Below are 16,224 nucleotides of genomic sequence, written 5' to 3' on the forward strand. Positions count from 1 at the left end.
TCAAGACACTGGCACAAGCGGATACGGTGGTGACGGAGAGCCGCAGCGCGGTGGAACCGCAGGAGGCAGAACTACCCCTTGTGACCTATCACCATGGTGTGGCCCTGCCATGGCCGAACCCTGTCGAGCGTGTGGACTACGTGTCATGGATGAACGAGCTCGGGCAGGTCGCGGGGCCCGATGCCGCTCCCTTGTACAATGCGGCCATTGCCGCGTATCAGGACTACAATGGCGATCCAGAGCTTTACGAGCGCGCGGCGCGCGAGGATGAGGCGCTCTTTCTGCCGGAAATGCAGTCCTTTCTGGATGCCAACACGGCGGCACTGGAAATGTTCCGGGCCGGCGCGCAGTTACCCGCGCGGAGTTGGCAGCGTCAGAGCGAGGACGGCATGCTTATCAGCGTGCTTTTGCCGGAACTGGCACCCATGCGGCAACTCGCCCGGTTGTCAGTTTTCGAGAGTCGTCGACTCGCGGCAGAAGGCCGCCCGGGCGAGGCCGCTGAGTTACTGATCGACACGGCGGCGGCAGGGGGCACCTGCGCGGCGGTGCGACGTTGATCCGAGGACCTCGTGGGATTGGCCATGCAGTCGCTGGCTCATGGCAGCATCCTGGACCTGTACGAGCACACCGGCGACGCCTTCGATTACACGGCGGTTGCGGAGCGACTCGTATCGACGGCCGAGCGGGCGGGCCAGGGGCAACTAGCGCTGCTGGGAGAGCGCGCGTTCTTTCGCGACACGATCCAGCGGGTGTGGAAGTACGATGTCGGGCGCGATGCATTCATTCCCGATTACCAGGTGATTGATGCCATCGTACCGCTGGTTGACGATGACACGGCCTTGTCCACGCGTTCCGCACTCCTGGAGGAGATGGTGCCGGAGGAGTATGAGGCCATGGTGCGCGAGGCGGAGAGCTTCTACGAAGCGCTCGAGTCCGGGCTGGACCAGTCGTTTCCGGTGGGGTCGGGGCTGATCGCCGAGGTGGAGGCGCGCACCCAGACCAGCACCAACCCGATGCTGCGCGCGTTGATTCCGGCGATTGGCCGTGTGCATGCCATCCGCACACGGAGCGAGGCCACGACGCGCGCCACGGTCCTGATCTCGCAGGTGCAAGCGTACCGACAGCGTTACGGGGTCTATCCGGACTCGCTCGAAGCACTCGAGGTTGGGCGGTTCGCAGTGGATCCGTTCACGGAGCAGCCCTTTCGCTATCGGCTGACGGAGAACGGCTTCGAGCTGTATGCCCTGGGCGAGTGGCGTTGACCACGGCGGAGAGCATGACCCGAGCGGCAAGGGCAATCTGCGTTTCTGGCCACGACCTTCCCCGCAGCCCTAGAAAGCGGGTGCCAACACCTGCTCGAACGGTTTGAATGCGATGTCGCGCAGAGCTAGGGGCTCCGGCGGTGCTGCAGGAACCATGCGTAGAGATCTTCTCCCGCGTAGACATCGTCCCACACGTTGTGGGGCCTCCCGGGATGATCGTGAACCGGACCTGTTCTGCACCGGCGGCTCAGCATCACCGTGGAAGACCCAGATCGGCAGGTTCTTCACGGCCGGTGCCCGGATCGGCAGCGAGCGGCCGCAGATCGGGGCAATCGCCGCAAAGCGGTCCGGGTACTCGGCCGCGGTGAGCCATGTCCCCGTACCCCCCATGCTGAGCCCAGTGAGGTAGATGCGGTCAGGGTCGCCATTCACCCAGTTCAGGACGTGGTCGAGGAGGGCGATTACCTCGTCGGGCCGCCACCACTGACCTGGCGGACATTGCGGCGCGATGATGATGAATGGAAACTCCCGGCCGGCGGCGAGCTGCTTGGGCAAGCCGGTCTGCTTGAGGAGTTCGAGATCGTGGCCGCGGCTCACCGGCGCCGTGCAGGAACACAATGACCGGGCGATAGGTGCAGCAGTCGGCGACATAGTCGCTCGGCAGGTACAGCAGGTAGTCGAGCGTGACCTTACGAGTGTATGTGCCCGTGAATTGATTGATGTTCAGACCGGGTTGGGTACGTGGCGCGCAGCCGATGAGCGTAGCGAGAACACAACTCGCCGCGAACCAGGTGCACATGAGGTTTGAGGGGCTGCGGGTCATGGTGTGTGAGTCTCCGGGGCAGGGGGCTGGCCGCGGCGCTGGGCACGTAGCCACGTGTAGAGCGTGGGGTCGTCGTAGGCGGGCTCCCAACTGTTGTGACCGACGCCGGGGTAGATCGTAAGGCGGGGCTGCCCGCCGGCGGCGCGGATGGCTTCGACGAGTTCCTGGGAGCGGCTCCGGCGGTACCACCATGTCTTCTGCTCCGTGGAAAGCCCAGACGGGGAGGTCCTTCAGGCGGGTGGCCTGGTGGCGGTTCCCGCCGCCGCAGACGGGGGCAATGGCCGCGAAGTAATCCGGCCGCTCCATGGCCATTCCCCAGGTGGCGAAGCCGCCCATACTCAGGCCGGTGAGATAAATGCGGTCGGGATCGATGCGGTGGCGCAGAACCAACTCGTCGATGAGCGCAAAAACGACTTCGTGGTCCCACCAGCGGTCGGCAGGGCACTGGGGTGGCGACGATGAAGGGGGAAATGCCGGCCGGCGGCGATGTGTTTCGGCGGGCCGTGGATAGCAGCTCGTCGCAGGTCGTTGCCGCGCTCGCCTGAGCCATGCAGGAAGACGAGCAGGGGCCAGCGGCGGCCTGCGTCGGCGGTGTAGTCGGGAGGGAAATACAGCAGGTACTGCATCGCGAGCGTTTTCTGGATGGTGCGGCTCGAAGTGCTGGGAACTGTGGCCGTCAACGGTCTGCATGGCGGGCTCCAAGCGCGGCTGGTGACAGGCGACGGGCAGGAGCCGCCAGCAGGAGGCGGCGGCAGGGTGGAATACGCGCCCGGGATGCGTGCCGGGTTGTCGAGACATGCAGTGCTCCGCAGGTGAGCCAATCAGATGGATTGCGACTTCAGTCAGGCAGACATTGTAGCGGAGGGGTTGGGAGGCGGTCTGCGCGGGCCGGTTCGAGAGCGGCGAGCGCTGCGGAAGAGTTGCCCACCGCGATGGGCATCAGGACAGCCCGGAATCGACCTTGACTTATTATGAGCATATGTCCATAATTAGGGATGAGGAATGCAGGTCATGTCGCGACCCCACAAATGTCGACTGATTGGACAACAGCCGAGCATCTGCCGGTTCAAGCCCGGCGGGTGTGCAGGCCGCCAACTGGACACGGTCGAGTTGGCGCTGGACAGCTGGAAGCGCTGCGACTTGCGGATTTCGAGGGGCTCTATCACGAAGCAGCGGCCGATCGGATGGGGATTTCGCGTCCGACCTTCGGGCGGTGCTGGAGCGATGCGCGGCACAAGGTTGCTGCGGCTGTGCGAGACGAAGATGCTAGTAATTCAAGGAGGTGCTGTGATGACGGCCTCCGAGCGCACGTTCGAGTGCGGCGTGTACTGGCCGGTTCGAGGTTCCGTTCGGGACCGGGTGGCCAGGCGAGTGTCCACATTGCAAGAGTAGCCAGATTCATCGCGTGGATGCGGGTCGTGAACCGCACCGCGGTGGCGACGGCCGGCGCTGCCGACGGCGGCGCGGTTGGGCGCAACGAAGTCGGGAGGTTACGGACGGGGTGGTGCAGGAGACAAAGGGATGAGAATCGCGGTGGCCTCAGACGACGGATTGCGGGTGGCACAACATACGGGAAGGTGTGCTGGGTTCGTGGTCTACGAGTTGATGGGTAACACAGCGATACGCATTGGGTATCGGCAAAACACATTCACGGCGCACGCGCGGGGGGAGTGTCATGGTGAGCATGAACATGGCGGATCCGGTGAGCATCATGCCCATGGACCGCTGCTGACTGCGCTGGGCGACTGCCGCGTACTCGTGACGCGGGGGCTTGGACCCCGGCTCGTGGTGGATTTGGCCGGTCGCGATATTGATGCGTACGTCTGCGGAGTGGATGGGGTCGAAGAGGCGGCGCAGCTTTACGCAGCCGGCGCTTTGCCGAAGGCGTGTGGGAGTGGTTGCGGGCGGCACAGTGGATGAGCGGGCGGTAATGAGGAGTTCAGAACCAGTTTCGTACCAGGCCGGGGCGGACATCCTGGCAGCCGCGAGTGCGAGTTGTCACCCGGCGTGTGTCGCATGCAAAGACATCGAGGCGGGTGGATTGGGTTGCGCTTTGTCGCTGAGGATGCCGGTTTCGTGGTCGCAGAGTTCGCCTGCGACGCCGCCTACCAAGGTTACCCTGATCGGTTGCACGGTGGCATTGTGGCAACGCTACTCGACGCCGCGATGACTCATTGCCTCTTCGCGCGGGGTGTGCGGGGATTCACAGCACGCCTGCAAATCCAGTATCACCGGCCGGTGCTGCTTCATCAGTGCGCGGAAGTGCGTGCGTGGGTATGTGACGGTCGTGCCCCGATCTACTTTCTGGAGAGCGAGGTGCGGCAACAGCGTGAGCTGTGTGCGTCGGCGAAGGCGAGCTTCTACGGGGTGGTGGACGGTAGCACGGCGCAGGGGTGCACACCGATCTGACCCGAGGAGCGCCGCCGGTCGGTGTTGGGGAACGGATCTGGTTATCGGTACCAGCGTTGTTGAAGTACACGGCCAGGGTCGATCACCACTGCATGATGATTCCTGCGGGGGCACCAGGTCGTTTGAGTGAGATTGCGTTTTGGGGGACTGGTGGCACCACACCCCCAAGAAATCGAACCAGGTGAATGTAAGTACCGGACTTGCTCTCCACGGTGCAGGAACACGCTACGAAGGGTGTAGACGGAGCATGAACGCACTGCGTCCGTACCCGCTTTCGATGTGCGGATTGTCCGGAATTCGTGCAGGCGGCGTAAGTTCGCGACCGGAGCAGCTCGATAAACGATGTGGGAGGTATGGTGCGATGCGCGATCCCACGCGAGCCTTGCTGCCACTGGCCCATGCGATCTTTCTGGCCCACATGTCTGCGCTGGTTTTCGGCGTGTCATTGCTGGCGTGGGGCTTTGCGCCCGTTATTTTGCACCGCCTTACAAGTAATCAGCCCCCGCGAATTGAGCTCTTTGCCGTAAGCAGTTTCACAGTGCTGTCGGGACTGGTGTATATCGGCTTGGCGATGCTGATCTGGCGGCGGGTTGCCTGGGGGCTGCGCGGCTCGCTGTGGTTATCGTTAACTCTGCTGGTGGCGATTTTAACTGTGGCCATGCTCGACGTGGGGTCGGTGTCGCTCTTCCCACTGCTCCTCTCGATCAGTTCCGGCCTTACAGCCGTGCTTGCTTGTCCGCCTTACAGATGAACCTGTCATGGAAGATGGCTCGACCGCGGCCGTTCCCAGGAGTGCCGGAGCGGGCCTAGCAGAGGACTTTCGCACCGGGGCTGTGCCGGTGCAACATTCCTTTTACGCAACGTTATCGGTAACCGGGCGATTCCGCCGCCCAGCCGCAGCAACACCCACTCTCGACCGATACTGGTAGTACCGCGGTCGCGTACCGCTGAGTGTAGAAGCACCAACGCGAGCATGCCGGCGGGGGTGCCCATGGTGATCTGGAGGCGATATGCAGCAGGCGCTCCCCAAATTCGAGTTCCAGGATGTGGCCGACGGCTATTTCCTGATCGTGTGCCGGGGTGAATTGTGCTGGGAGGACCGCGCCACGCTGGTGCCGGAGGTCGAACGACAGCTCCAGGAACGACCGACGCCGGCGGGCATCATCTTGGATCTCGGTGCGGTGAACTTTGTCAGCTCGGCGGGTGTGGGAGCCCTGTTCCTGCTGATCCAGACGGCTCGGGCACGGGGATTGGCTGTTGCGTTCGCACAGGTTCCGACGCGAATCGTACGTATTTTCGAAGCCGTCGGACTCGACCGGTTGGCGCTGCTCCGGGCCAACCGTGCTTGGTGCGTGTGCGGAGCTGGCAGGTACGCCGCCGGAAACCGGAAAGGATGCCGCTGCGCCCACACTCCGGGGGCGTGGGCCGAACTGGGAGTCCACGAATCCATCGCCGCGGCCACGCTTGGCGGCACGGCTGCCGTAACCAACTTCGGCCTGTTCATGTTTGCCTGGTGCTACCAATGTGGTCGCCCATGGGAGTAGGTGTGCGATGACGACGATGACCGCAACTGCCACCCCGCAGTCATCCTTGGTGCCGGCGCTCGCCCCAACGGCGAATGGGCGTCCGGCCTCGCCGGGACGCTTGATCGATATCCCCTTGCTGATGATGCGTGGCTTGGACGGTCCGGACATTTGGGACCGGCTGGGGACGGCGGCCGTGCGGGAGCAGGCGAGCGACATCCACCTGACAAATCAGGCCGACGGGCTGCACATCGCGGTGCGCATCGATGGGCGGTTGTGGCGGCAGGGGTGCTGCCGACGGAACTCGGTCAGCGGTTGACGAATCACGTGAAGATCATGGCGCTGCTGGATGTCGCCGATCGCCGGCGCCCGCAGGATGGCCACGCCACGCTCGGAATCGACGGACGGCCGATCGACCTGCGTGTTTCAGTACTGCCGACGAACCACGGCGAGGCGGTGGCGATCCGGCTGCTGGATCGGGACGCGGGGCGGCTACAGTTGGAACAGCTCGGTTTGGTGGTGAGCAACTGCGGGCGGTGCACGACCTGATCCAGTCGCCGAGTGGTTTGATCCTGGTGACGGGTGCCACCGGGGCGGGAAAGACGACGACGCTGTATGCGATGCTGAATGCGCTTATCCGGGGAGCATCGCAAGATCGTGACCGTGGAGAACCCGGTTGAGTACGACCTGCCACACGTGGATCAGGCGCAGGTGAACCGCAAGATCGGGCTGGACTTCCCGACGCTGGTGCGGAGCGTACTGCGCCCAGGACCCTAACGTGATCATGATCGGTGAGGTGCGCGACGCAGAGACGGCGGACGCAGTAGTGCGGGCCGCCAACAGCGGGCGACTGGTCTTTGCGACCACACACGCGATTCACTGTGCGGCCGCGCGGAGAGTCTGATTGCACTGGGGGCACATCCGCACTTCGTGGCACGGTCGTTCCGTGGCGCCGTGGCGCAGACGTTGCTGCGGAAGCTTTGTCCAAGTTGTACCGTGACGCTGGAAGAGACGGCCGACGTTACGCTGCTCGACGATGTGCTGCGGCACCTGGAGCCCGGAGAGCGGCCGATGCTGTCGTTTGGGCGCGGGTGTGCAGACTGCCGCTTCTCAGGGTATCGGGGACGCACGGGTATCTTCGAGGTGCTGGTGGCCGATGACGATGTCCGGCGGATGATCAGCCAGGGGGCCACGGCGCGGACGATCTATGACTGGGCGGCGGCCAACGAATTACTGACGATCGCTCAGGCGGGAAGTTGGCGGGGTTGCGGGGCCTGACCACGATCGAGGAGTTGATGCAGAGTGTCTCGGAGATGTGGACCGGCGAGAGATAGCTGTCGATTACGATGGTCGCATTGCACAGGTCGGACCGTCTTTTCGATACCCCTTCAGTGGTGTCACATTCGGCTTGGCAGGTTCGGTTGGCGGACGAATTGAAATTTGCGCGGCCGGGGGCGTGCATACCGGGGGGCTTGGCGTTGGGTCTCCGGGGGTTCCAGCTTGACGTAGCGGCAGGGGAGCGTAGACTGATTCTCCGCGCGGTGCGGCGGAGGCCGCCCCGAGCGAGCGAAGTTCCTGTAGCTCAACTGGATAGAGCGTCGGCCTCCGGAGCCGAAGGTTGTGGGTTCGAATCCCGCCGGGAACGTTTCCCTCTACTATCACCAGTGATACCCACCGATGCACAAGCGTTGCTATTTCCAACACTTACGGACGTTCCGCGAAATTCGCGAAACGAGATCGGGTTATCAGCAATACCCACCGATGCGCTCGGATTCCCACCGGCTGGATATACTGGGGATATACTGGCCGCCGCTAGTGATTTATTCATCCCGCCCCCGAGCGTCCCGGTTGCCTGTCGCGACGCGACAATTTCGCCGTCGAGCGGGAGTGCCGGGAGCTTGTCGAGCGCGGCCCGCACGTCCACAAGCCGCGCGTCGCGGTAATGTTCGTCCGTTACACCTTCGGCCGCGTGCCGCATCAGGATTGCCCGCTCGGTCAGGTTCACGCCCGCCACGGCTAGTAACGTGTTGAACGTCGCGCGGAGCGCGTGCACGTCAAACGTCCGGCCGTCGTCGTCCACCTTGGAAATCCCGGCCGCGCGCAAGTCTCGATCCAACATTCTCCGCACTTCGATAGGCACTTCGAGCAGCGCTTCGGCGCCGTCCAGCCGCGCGGGAAGCGGCCGGGAAGCGGCCTTCGCTTGCGCCTGTCGCGCGCGCAGCCGCTCGGCCAAGTGTTGAGCTAGGTCCGCCGCCAAATCGCCCCGGAGCGGGATTTCGGCCCCCCGGCGTGATTTCTCATTCTCGGCCCGGAGCACCAGCACCGGCGCCGGTCCGTCGAGCTTCGCGTCCGCCACCCGCACCGACGCGAGTTCGCCACGGCGGAGCCCCGTCAGCGCGAAGCACTTCCACAGCAGCGCCCGCCGTCGGCCCGCCCGCTCCGCCGCGGCGATACGCTCGGTGAGTCGCGCCCGCTGGTCGCCGTCGGCTTCATCCCGGAGCGCGTAGGCCCGCGCTTCACACTCGCCCAGGTTGTCCGGCGTGAGTTCCGCATATGCCCACGCGCCGCGTCGAGTGCCGTCCGGCTTCGGGAGCTTCACCGTCGGCCGCCCAAGTTCCGCCACGGGGCGCCGTCGCGCCGCGTCAATCAAGCGAATGAGTTCACCGGCCGAGAGTGCCCGCCGTCGTCGTCGCGTGTCGGCCCGCTCGGAAGCCGCCGCCATGCGCTGAAACGGGTTCACCATGAGCCGCCCGGTTTCGACGCACCAGCCCGCGAAAGCGCACCACGATATCGCGAACGTGTTCCGCGTCCGTGGTGAGAGCCCCGGCGTGCCGTCCGGCCTCGATTGCATCAGGCCCGCGAGCCACCTTTCGAGCGCGGCCCGATGCAAGTCCGCGAGCTTCGTCCACCCGAGAGCCGCGGCCGCGCGTGTCAGCAGGTCCCGTCGCATCCGTCGATGTTTCGGCGAGCTAGGGAATCCCGTTTTCCGGTTCACCGTCACCGCGAGCGCGTCCAAGTGCGCGGCAATATGCTCTCCTAGCCCAGTCCCGCCATGTTCGGCCGCGCGCGCTTCGCCGCGCGTGAGCACACCCGCGCGCACCCGATCATTCTCTTTCAGGAGCCGAGCCAATTCGGCCCGGGCGCCTTCTTCCGTCGCGCACCCCGTCGGGACGCGCCGCCGGAGTCCGTCGGCGTCGCGAAACTCGGCGAACCATAACCGCGATTCGAGCGCGATACGCCGTTCACCGCCACGCGTCACCGCCACCGGCGCCCACCGTTCCCGGCCGCGGGAATCCCGCCACGCCACCCCCTCCCGGCCGCGCTTCCGCTTCAAGCTCGCGCCCGCGGGAATCGGCCGCATACTTACCGGCCGGAAGATTCGAGCCATGCTAGGATTCCTTTCTCGGTGCTTTCCCGCCCGTCTGCCGAGCTTTCCGCGTCCCTGCCGCCCGCTCCCCCTTGGAGCGTGCCCGCGTTGAATGGCGCCCCGTTTCCTCGCGTTTTACGAGCACGAGCCCTAGCGCGGACGCGAGTTTGCCCGCCACGGTAAGGGAAACGCCCCGCTCGCCCCGCAGGAAGCGTGACACAATGCCGCCACCCACGCCAGACGCGCGGCCAAGTTCGTTCACGCCACGGCCGTCGGCCGCCAGTGCCGCCCGCAAGGTTTCGAGCAGGGTTTCCATGCCCCTAGTATCCCCCGCCCGCGGCCGTTGTCAAACGCCACTAAAACCCGCCACCTTGGGTTGTGCGCAAACCCAGCTCGCCGCCGCCGCGGAGCGTCCCGAAGGGGGAGCGAGCGGCGCGCGGCGCTCTCTCCCTTTAGGGAGAGCCTAATAACGCTCAGCCCCACCTTGTTCCGGCGCGGTCGCGCCAAACTCACCCCGCGACCGCCGCCCCCTCAGGGGAAAAAGCGGCGCGTCGCGCCTTTCCCATAGGGAAAGTCTAGGGGCTACGCGCCCCTCTACGCAAACGCGTAGAGGGGCAGCGCCCTATGTAAATCGGCCCGTAGAGGGCGCGTAGCGCCCCTTACCTAATATCTGAATTCGGAGCAGCGTTGCCGTCCGCTTGGAGCCCACGAGCACCGGAACGTGGGCGCGCCGAATCCAGCTCGCTTTCTCGAGCGCCGTCAGCGCGGCGGAGATCGTTTTCAACCGCGGTATGCCCGTCGCGGCGCTCAACGTTTCCCGTGTCGGCGTGCAAACTGTTGATCTACCGGCCAGGTCGAGCAGGGCCAGGTAAACCACGGGCGCCGCCGAGCACGCCTTGTGCAGCTCACGCACCGTCCCGCGCCGCGTTTTCCGGCCGCGTGCCCGGATCGGCTTTGGCGCGGCCTTGCGCCCGCGAGCCCCCGTGGCGGGTTTCGGCACCGCCTTAACCGTGGCGGGTTCGGGCCGCGGCTTGGCGTAACGTGCTTGCAAGCGTGCGCGTTCCTTAGTCACCGCGCGCCCCCATCGGATGCACGCCGGGCAGCAACCGCACGAGCCCGAGCCCGCCCAGCAGTTCGGCGGATTGCTCAAGGTGCGCGCGACCGTGCCGACACTTTGTCAGGGCCAATTTCAAACACGGATCGCCGTCGCCGCTCTCGTTGTCGCGGGACAGGCTCAACACTTGCCCGGCGAGCGACGCGAACCGCGCCGAGCCGCGCACGCTCGCAAGCGAAGTGTCGCCGCTCCGGAGCGCGCTCTTCGACAACTCGCCGACGAGAATCGCGGCCGCCTCGCTCTCGCGAAGCGCGGATTGAATCGCGGCTAGCGCGCCGTCAAGCCCGGCCACGGGGTCGTCGCCGTTGAGCGTGAGCAACCCGATATGATCCACCACCAGCAGCGTCGGCCGAGTTCTGCGCACGAGCGCCGCAATCGCGCCCGCCGAATCGGCGTCAGTGTTGAATCGCCACCTAGTGCCGATTTCGTCGCCAAGCGCCGCGGCCGTTTCACACAGCAACTCCCGCCCGGCTGGATCGAGTTCGCCGCGCAGCAAGTCGGAGAGCGGCAAGAAACGTTCAACACCGGTGGCGGGGTTGAACCGTACAGCCTGCCCGGCCACGAGTCGCGCGACCCTCACAGCGGGCGCAGTCTCGAGCGCCACAGTCAGCGCCGTTGCATCAGCGTCGGCCCGAAGTACGCCCAGCGTCAGCGCGTCGGCCAGCAGCGTTTTTCCTACGCCCGGTGAGCCCACCAGGCCCAGATATTCGCCGCACGCAAGCCCGCCGGATTCGTCAAGTAATTCGCAGCCAGTAGCCAGCGTTTTCACGAGCGGCCGCCCGTCCAGCGCTGCCGCTAATAGATCGTCGAGCACGTCGGCAAATGCCAGCCCGCCATGGGTAGGGGGCTTAGCGTCGAGTGCTGCGAGCAGGTGTGTTAGATCGACACCGAACGTCCCGAAGCCCTCGCGCTCGGCCGCCCGGATTGCCTGTTGAACGTCGCCATTGTGTTCCAGCGTCGCGAGCACGCCGAGCGCATCGTATGCCGTCCCGGATGCGAACGGCGGTGCGGCCGTCGAAAAGACATAAAACTTCGCGCCGTTCCAGGTGGCGCTATGCCCGTCGCCGTCTTTGCCGGGGCGCCGCCACAATTCATTCGTGCCGTCGCCCATCCCGACGAATGTCCACCCGTGCCTTTCCAGAAGTCCGCGCACGTCGCCGCGTTCGGCGAAGTCGCGCGCCACAAAGCACGGTGAGTCGTCGTCCGTGTCGTCGTCGGGCCCCCCCACGGTGGCGGGTTCGAGTTCATCGAGCGCCTTCGCAGCCTTTATCAGTGCGTCACGTTCAGCCCGCGAGAGCGTCGGCAGCGCGGCGAGTTCGCCATTCGTCGCCACATACCCCGGCGTCGGGGCCACGAGCACGAGCCCACCTTCGCCGCGGGTTTCGATCAGCACTTCCGGCCGCCCGTCGGCGCCGATGCGCGATGCGAGCCTTTGATTGCCTTGCGCGCCACCCGTCACGAGGTAGATAGCGTGCGCGCCGCCGCGCGGTGTGCGTTCAATATAGAGTCGCGCGAGCAGCTCGGGCGGGACGGCATCCGCCCATGCCGTAAAAGCGTCGGGGGCGTCAAAATCCAGCGTTTCGAGCCCGCCGCTAGCCGCACCGCAGACAACAGCCACGCCGTCACAGTTGCCTAACTCAAACCGAGTCGGCCGCTCCGTCTGGTATCGCTTCCACGAGCCGCGCGGCCGCTTGTGTCGCGCATCGGCCGGGAGCGCGCAGAGCCCCGCCGCAAGGTAGCGTTCACCCGCCATTTGACATGCGTTACTTGAATTGCTAGTATCTTGTGGCATTGTACTCGGCTCCTTGTGTTTGGACCCGCCACGGTAGCGTAGACCGTGGCGGGCCTTTTTTTGCCTACCGTGCCCGCGGGCAACCGTTCGCAATCCAATCCAACACGTCGGAGCGCCTCCACTTGACTAGGCCGCCCACCCTCAACGGCTTGGGCATCCGCCCCGCGTCGGACAGTCGGCGAACGTGGTTTGCCGAGCAGCCAAGCAGTCCGGCTACGGCGCGCACATCAGCCAGCATCGGTACCGTCTCTGTAGTTCTCGAATCCATAAAACAGTCCTTTCTTGCGCGCAATGCGGTGCGCTTGTGTGCGGCGATCATACCACAGCACTACAGAATATCAGGGGTTATCGCGGGTGTTTGTAGGTATAAATTGTGGTACATTGTACCAGTGTACCATTGTACCAGTGTACCAGTGTACCAGTGTACAGCCCCTACCCCTCAGCGCACAAAAAAAACCGGCCGACGCGCTTGGATCACGCGCCGACCGGCCAAGAGACAGGCAGGGTGGGCATATCCTCAGGCCACCCGCCGCCATGGCAGATTAGGTTGGCAACTCGTTCACCGCCGCGGCCAGCTCGGGGTGCCGCTCCGGCCAGCTCGCGAGCAAGTCGCGTGCGGCCATTGCCTCGCGTTTTGCGGCGGATGCACGCGAAGAAGTCAGCTTCAACTCGCGAAGGCGCTGCTCCGCGCTCTCGGCGAAGCTGAGCACTGCCCGCACCGCCGCAACCCGCGCGAGTTCGCGCGCTTCAAGCTCGGATGCGAGCGATTGCAGCCGCATGCGTTCTTTGAGCGCTTCATGCACCCCGCGGATGCCGCCATCGTCGATGCCGAGTTCGGCAGCCGCTTCGTTGGCCGCGACAAGCTCGGATTTCGATGCACCCGGTTTGGCCAGAACCGATACCAGCGTTTTCCAGCACTCGGCACGGCGCGCCGCTTCGCGCGCCGCGTCGGCTGAAAGCTCGGCTTGCTCCGCGCGTCGGTGTTCGAGCAGCCCCGCCAGGGGGTCCAGCGTGACGGGTTCAAGCATAGTTTTCCGCGCCATACTATTTCCTCCCCTTTTTTGCAGCGTGCTGCGGCCTCTTTGGGGTGTTTACAGGGCGAGAAAGGTTGTCGCGAATGCGCCGATCGGTAGCGAAGCGATTACACAATTCAATCTCATCGTTCGTTAGCATTTTCATTACCGCGGCCAGGCCCACCCCTTGACGCTTAGCAAAGCCAAGCATGTTCCCCAGCGATTGTACCGCCCTATCCTCAGACTTCGTCATTTCCATTCTCCAACCCAATCACCCAAAAAGTAGGTAAGCAGCCGTTCGCCGGTCCGAAGTGAGCACCCCTCACCACGCGCAACCCGGCGCAGCGTTGTGCGAGCAAGGCCAGTGGCCTTCGAGATTCTAGATATCGGCTGCGTTCGCACCCGTTCCGAAAGCCACCGGAGGATCGTTGTAGCGTCCCTGCTCATGCCAGAAATTGTACATGCTACATTTTGTGGAGTCAACTACTTGTGGCAGCCATGACTACAGGCACCCACCACCGTCCGCGATTCTGCCGCGCCCCCATGAAATGGCGGGTTCAAGTGTAACCGTTGCTACAGATTTCTAGGGAAATCCGCGATTCCAGCGCGCTAACGCCATTCACCGCCATTCGGATTGAATACCTTGTTTCGCTAGAATATCTGCGGCTTATGTTCGCAGGGGCCGGGGGGCCCCAGCAAAGAACCTGCCCACCCCCCAAAAGGGGGGGGGCACCGGGTCAACCCCGCGGTGCCACATACCCGCCGCCCCTGCGCTCCCTGAACCAGCTCAAATTTCCCGGCGCGAACCGAATCCCACCATGCCGCGGAGTCCGCGCACCACAAGCCGCACCACAACCTCACCCGCCGCAGTGCCGCCGGGCTCACTCGTAATCCGCACCGTTGCGACGTACTCACCCGGTGCCAGCGCGGCAGCTTCGCTTGTCACCCCGATCAATAGCACTACGCTCTCGTCGGGTAGAAGTTCACCCCCGAGCCCGCCACCCGTTTCAAGCCACGGCGCCGCCGGGATGGTTGCTACGGAGTATCCCGCCGCATCCTTGCCGGAATTCGTGACCGTCCTTGCGATACCAGCGGGCGCGAACCCGCCACCCGCCCGGCCGCGGAATTGTACGAGTTCATTAGAGTCGATCGTAAGCATGTGCTTGTATCCTTCCCGGGTTCGTCATCGTCGTCGTGCCACGCGAACATCCGGTACCCGCCATTCGCCGAGTTTCGCAACCCTTCTCCGCTCGCGTTCAGCTGCCGACCATCCCTTGCGAATCTCGGCAGCCCTTTGCTCAATTTCCTCCGGCGTCGGATCGGCGCCTTCCTCCCGCCGTCGCACAGCCCGCGCCCGCAACGAGCAAGCTCGTCCGCACGTCACACGGAGCGAATTCCATCCTCTCGAAAATGTCACCCCGCAGAATGAGCAGCGGCCCACCACGGCGGGCCTTGCCTCGTCCAGCCGCAACCTTATCGGCGGTGCGTTCATACAGAGCCCCCCCGCACGATCGCCAGCAACCCGCGCCGTACCAGGTCCGGCAGCATCGGCCACGCCGCCACGATTTCACCTAGTTCGGCGTCGGCTTGGATATACCCGGGATATACCGGCGCGGAGCCGTCCGCAAGTGTGTTGGTTATCAATACCTTACGGGTGCTACCGTCGGCCTCCGGAGCCGAAGGTTGTGGGTTCGAATCCCGCCGGGAACGTTTCCCTTCCAACACTGATGACGCCGCCGCGCTCATCGCCACTCCCATTTGGGGAACACTCCCCGGTGACGCTACACTGAGATCATGACGCGCACGGTCAATCCCGGCCGCCGTCGCCATCGTCGACGAGAAGGTCGACATGCACCCTCCTCGATCGTAACCCACTCGACCCATCGCCCCCAATCCCGATTCCTCCCTGGCACTGCTGCTAAACCTGCTCGCTATTTCCGTCCCCGCCGCCGCTGTGCCCAACATCCTCTACGTCGACGCCCACGCCACCGACGCACCCGACAGGTCCGACTGGTGCCACGCCTTCACCGAACTCCACCGGGCGTTGGCCGTCGCAACCCGGGACCGAAATCCGCATCGCCGCGGGTGTCTACCGACCCGACCCACCGGGCTCGGTGACCCTCGCCAACCCACCTTCACACTCCTCCCCAGCGTCACCATCACCGGTGGATTCGCCGGTTGCGGCGCTCCCAACCCCGACTTCAACGACGCGGCCATCCGCAACCACGCTCTCCGGTGACATACAGCACCCCCAACCTCGATTCCGACAACTGTTACCACGTCTTTGTGGGCAGCGGTGTCAGCAGCAGCACCGTCATCCAGTCTGTCACCATCACCGGCGGCAACGCCAACGGATCTGGCGCCCAACCGCCAGGGTGGCGGCATGCTTCTCTTCACCGCCGCACCGACCATCCCGAAGCTGCATCTTTCGCGACAACCATGCCGTGTTGGGCGGCGTCTTCAATGGCGAGGCTTCCTCGCTTCGTCGGCACCACCTTCACCCAGAATGTCGCCTCCGGCTCGGTGGCGGCGTCTACACATACAACGCCACCGGGACCCGCCGCCAACCTTCGCCAACTGCACTTTCAGCAACAAGCTCCCGCCGAGGGCTACGCGGCCATGCGGAACTATGGAAGCTTCGTTGACATCATGGACTGCTCGTTTGACCAGCCTCGCCCTTTCTGGGGGGCGCTAACTAGCGGGGGCTGGACCCGGGTCAACCTCGCCCGCTGCCTCTTCAGCCAGAATCGCGCTGATACCCTCTTTTCCCGGTTTGATGCCCTGGGCGACGCGATCTTTCGCGAGGACGTTACCCAACTCTCCCTCCGATCCTGCGTTTTCCCCTCAACATCGCCAACGCCACTCTCCCCGGCATCCAGTTGCGGCGGCGCCCATCACTTAGGCCGATGACACTCATCACC

General features: G+C 64.7%; 19 protein-coding genes, 1 tRNA gene and 3 pseudogenes. 14 read left to right on the forward strand and 9 right to left on the reverse strand.

The annotated features are described in order from the left end of the window. Nucleotides 1–557 (forward strand): hypothetical protein (locus IPM18_13975; GenBank protein ID MBK9120687.1); only part of this gene is annotated, 557 nt, incomplete at its 5' end. Nucleotides 558–581: 24 nt separating this feature from the next. Then, on the forward strand, nt 582–1,262 hold the full coding sequence (locus IPM18_13980; GenBank protein ID MBK9120688.1) for a hypothetical protein: 681 nt from the start codon (nt 582–584) through the stop codon (nt 1,260–1,262). A 69-nt stretch (nt 1,263–1,331) separates the two neighbouring features. Here the strand turns inward: IPM18_13980 and IPM18_13985 are convergent, their stop codons facing one another. Both IPM18_13985 and IPM18_13990 read right to left on the reverse strand, forming a co-directional pair. Next, a complete protein-coding gene (locus IPM18_13985) occupies nt 1,332–1,817 on the reverse strand; it encodes a hypothetical protein (protein MBK9120689.1) in 486 nt (161 codons plus the stop codon). Nucleotides 1,818–2,081: 264 nt separating this feature from the next. Then, nucleotides 2,082–2,711: pseudogene (locus IPM18_13990) on the reverse strand (prolyl oligopeptidase family serine peptidase). 385 nt (nt 2,712–3,096) lie between these two features. Here IPM18_13990 and IPM18_13995 point away from each other — a divergent pair. The 12 genes and pseudogenes from IPM18_13995 (at nt 3,097) to IPM18_14050 (ending at nt 7,662) form a co-directional block, all read left to right on the forward strand. Further along, nucleotides 3,097–3,344, forward strand: a pseudogene (locus tag IPM18_13995) (DUF134 domain-containing protein). Between the two features lie 298 nt (nt 3,345–3,642). Continuing rightward, entirely contained in the window at nt 3,643–4,005 is a 363-nt protein-coding gene (locus IPM18_14000) for a hypothetical protein (GenBank protein ID MBK9120690.1), read from the forward strand. Nucleotides 4,006–4,101: 96 nt separating this feature from the next. Beyond that, nucleotides 4,102–4,494 (forward strand): PaaI family thioesterase, encoded by a 393-nt coding sequence (locus IPM18_14005; protein MBK9120691.1) that lies wholly within the window; start codon nt 4,102–4,104, stop codon nt 4,492–4,494. 361 nt (nt 4,495–4,855) lie between these two features. Next, nucleotides 4,856–5,245 carry a hypothetical protein gene (locus tag IPM18_14010; protein ID MBK9120692.1) on the forward strand — a complete coding sequence of 130 codons (390 nt, stop codon included), beginning with the start codon at nt 4,856–4,858 and terminating at the stop codon, nt 5,243–5,245. A gap of 259 nt (nt 5,246–5,504) precedes the next feature. Next, a complete protein-coding gene (locus tag IPM18_14015) occupies nt 5,505–6,038 on the forward strand; it encodes an STAS domain-containing protein (protein MBK9120693.1) in 534 nt (177 codons plus the stop codon). A gap of 7 nt (nt 6,039–6,045) precedes the next feature. Further along, nucleotides 6,046–6,336, forward strand: coding sequence for a hypothetical protein (locus IPM18_14020; protein MBK9120694.1), 291 nt, complete (start codon nt 6,046–6,048; stop codon nt 6,334–6,336). Between the two features lie 8 nt (nt 6,337–6,344). Beyond that, on the forward strand, nt 6,345–6,566 hold the full coding sequence (gene tadA, locus IPM18_14025; GenBank protein MBK9120695.1) for a Flp pilus assembly complex ATPase component TadA: 222 nt from the start codon (nt 6,345–6,347) through the stop codon (nt 6,564–6,566). Next, entirely contained in the window at nt 6,554–6,697 is a 144-nt protein-coding gene (tadA, locus tag IPM18_14030; protein MBK9120696.1) for a Flp pilus assembly complex ATPase component TadA, read from the forward strand. The genes tadA (IPM18_14025) and tadA (IPM18_14030) overlap by 13 nt, the downstream gene beginning before the upstream one ends. Next, nucleotides 6,675–6,794, forward strand: coding sequence for a Flp pilus assembly complex ATPase component TadA (tadA, locus tag IPM18_14035; protein ID MBK9120697.1), 120 nt, complete (start codon nt 6,675–6,677; stop codon nt 6,792–6,794). Before tadA (IPM18_14030) ends, tadA (IPM18_14035) begins: the two co-directional genes overlap by 23 nt. A 1-nt stretch (nt 6,795) precedes the next feature. Then, entirely contained in the window at nt 6,796–6,921 is a 126-nt protein-coding gene (gene tadA / locus IPM18_14040) for a Flp pilus assembly complex ATPase component TadA (GenBank protein ID MBK9120698.1), read from the forward strand. Between the two features lie 50 nt (nt 6,922–6,971). After that, the gene (locus IPM18_14045) at nt 6,972–7,295 is read left to right on the forward strand and encodes a hypothetical protein (GenBank protein ID MBK9120699.1); all 324 of its coding nucleotides are present in this window, start codon (nt 6,972–6,974) and stop codon (nt 7,293–7,295) included. Between the two features lie 293 nt (nt 7,296–7,588). Beyond that, nucleotides 7,589–7,662 (forward strand) — tRNA-Arg (locus IPM18_14050). Nucleotides 7,663–7,950: 288 nt separating this feature from the next. On the opposite strand, the pseudogene IPM18_14055 reads toward IPM18_14050, so the two are convergent. The 7 genes and pseudogenes from IPM18_14055 to IPM18_14085 form a co-directional block, all read right to left on the reverse strand. After that, a pseudogene (locus IPM18_14055) lies at nt 7,951–9,405 on the reverse strand (site-specific integrase). A 1-nt stretch (nt 9,406) separates the two neighbouring features. Beyond that, on the reverse strand, nt 9,407–9,700 hold the full coding sequence (locus tag IPM18_14060) for a helix-turn-helix transcriptional regulator (GenBank protein ID MBK9120700.1): 294 nt from the start codon (nt 9,698–9,700) through the stop codon (nt 9,407–9,409). Nucleotides 9,701–10,006: 306 nt separating this feature from the next. After that, on the reverse strand, nt 10,007–10,435 hold the full coding sequence (locus IPM18_14065; GenBank protein ID MBK9120701.1) for a hypothetical protein: 429 nt from the start codon (nt 10,433–10,435) through the stop codon (nt 10,007–10,009). A gap of 13 nt (nt 10,436–10,448) precedes the next feature. Then, nucleotides 10,449–12,290 (reverse strand): bifunctional DNA primase/polymerase, encoded by a 1,842-nt coding sequence (locus tag IPM18_14070; protein MBK9120702.1) that lies wholly within the window; start codon nt 12,288–12,290, stop codon nt 10,449–10,451. A 64-nt stretch (nt 12,291–12,354) separates the two neighbouring features. Then, nucleotides 12,355–12,558: a helix-turn-helix domain-containing protein gene (locus IPM18_14075; GenBank protein MBK9120703.1), complete on the reverse strand. Its 204-nt coding sequence runs from the start codon at nt 12,556–12,558 to the stop codon at nt 12,355–12,357. Nucleotides 12,559–12,832: 274 nt separating this feature from the next. Next, on the reverse strand, nt 12,833–13,333 hold the full coding sequence (locus IPM18_14080) for a hypothetical protein (protein ID MBK9120704.1): 501 nt from the start codon (nt 13,331–13,333) through the stop codon (nt 12,833–12,835). Between the two features lie 757 nt (nt 13,334–14,090). Beyond that, nucleotides 14,091–14,462, reverse strand: a complete 372-nt coding sequence (locus IPM18_14085; protein ID MBK9120705.1) for a hypothetical protein — start codon at nt 14,460–14,462, stop codon at nt 14,091–14,093. Nucleotides 14,463–16,224 lie beyond the last annotated feature (1,762 nt).

This window comes from Phycisphaerales bacterium (assembly GCA_016716475.1).
In the GTDB taxonomy this organism is placed as follows: Bacteria; Planctomycetota; Phycisphaerae; order UBA1845; family Fen-1342; genus JADJWG01.

What these genes read in the sequence shown, in the direction of transcription:
- IPM18_14075 (MBK9120703.1), bottom strand. Translation starts at nt 12,558, where the DNA reads ATGGATTCGAGAACTACAGAGACGGTACCGATGCTGGCTGATGTGCGC.
- IPM18_14015 (MBK9120693.1), top strand. Translation starts at nt 5,505, where the DNA reads ATGCAGCAGGCGCTCCCCAAATTCGAGTTCCAGGATGTGGCCGACGGC.
- IPM18_13980 (MBK9120688.1), top strand. Translation starts at nt 582, where the DNA reads ATGCAGTCGCTGGCTCATGGCAGCATCCTGGACCTGTACGAGCACACC.
- IPM18_14085 (MBK9120705.1), bottom strand. Translation starts at nt 14,462, where the DNA reads ATGCTTACGATCGACTCTAATGAACTCGTACAATTCCGCGGCCGGGCG.
- IPM18_14070 (MBK9120702.1), bottom strand. Translation starts at nt 12,290, where the DNA reads ATGCCACAAGATACTAGCAATTCAAGTAACGCATGTCAAATGGCGGGT.
- IPM18_14080 (MBK9120704.1), bottom strand. Translation starts at nt 13,333, where the DNA reads ATGGCGCGGAAAACTATGCTTGAACCCGTCACGCTGGACCCCCTGGCG.
- IPM18_14005 (MBK9120691.1), top strand. Translation starts at nt 4,102, where the DNA reads ATGCAAAGACATCGAGGCGGGTGGATTGGGTTGCGCTTTGTCGCTGAG.
- IPM18_14010 (MBK9120692.1), top strand. Translation starts at nt 4,856, where the DNA reads ATGCGCGATCCCACGCGAGCCTTGCTGCCACTGGCCCATGCGATCTTT.
- IPM18_14060 (MBK9120700.1), bottom strand. Translation starts at nt 9,700, where the DNA reads ATGGAAACCCTGCTCGAAACCTTGCGGGCGGCACTGGCGGCCGACGGC.
- IPM18_14020 (MBK9120694.1), top strand. Translation starts at nt 6,046, where the DNA reads ATGACGACGATGACCGCAACTGCCACCCCGCAGTCATCCTTGGTGCCG.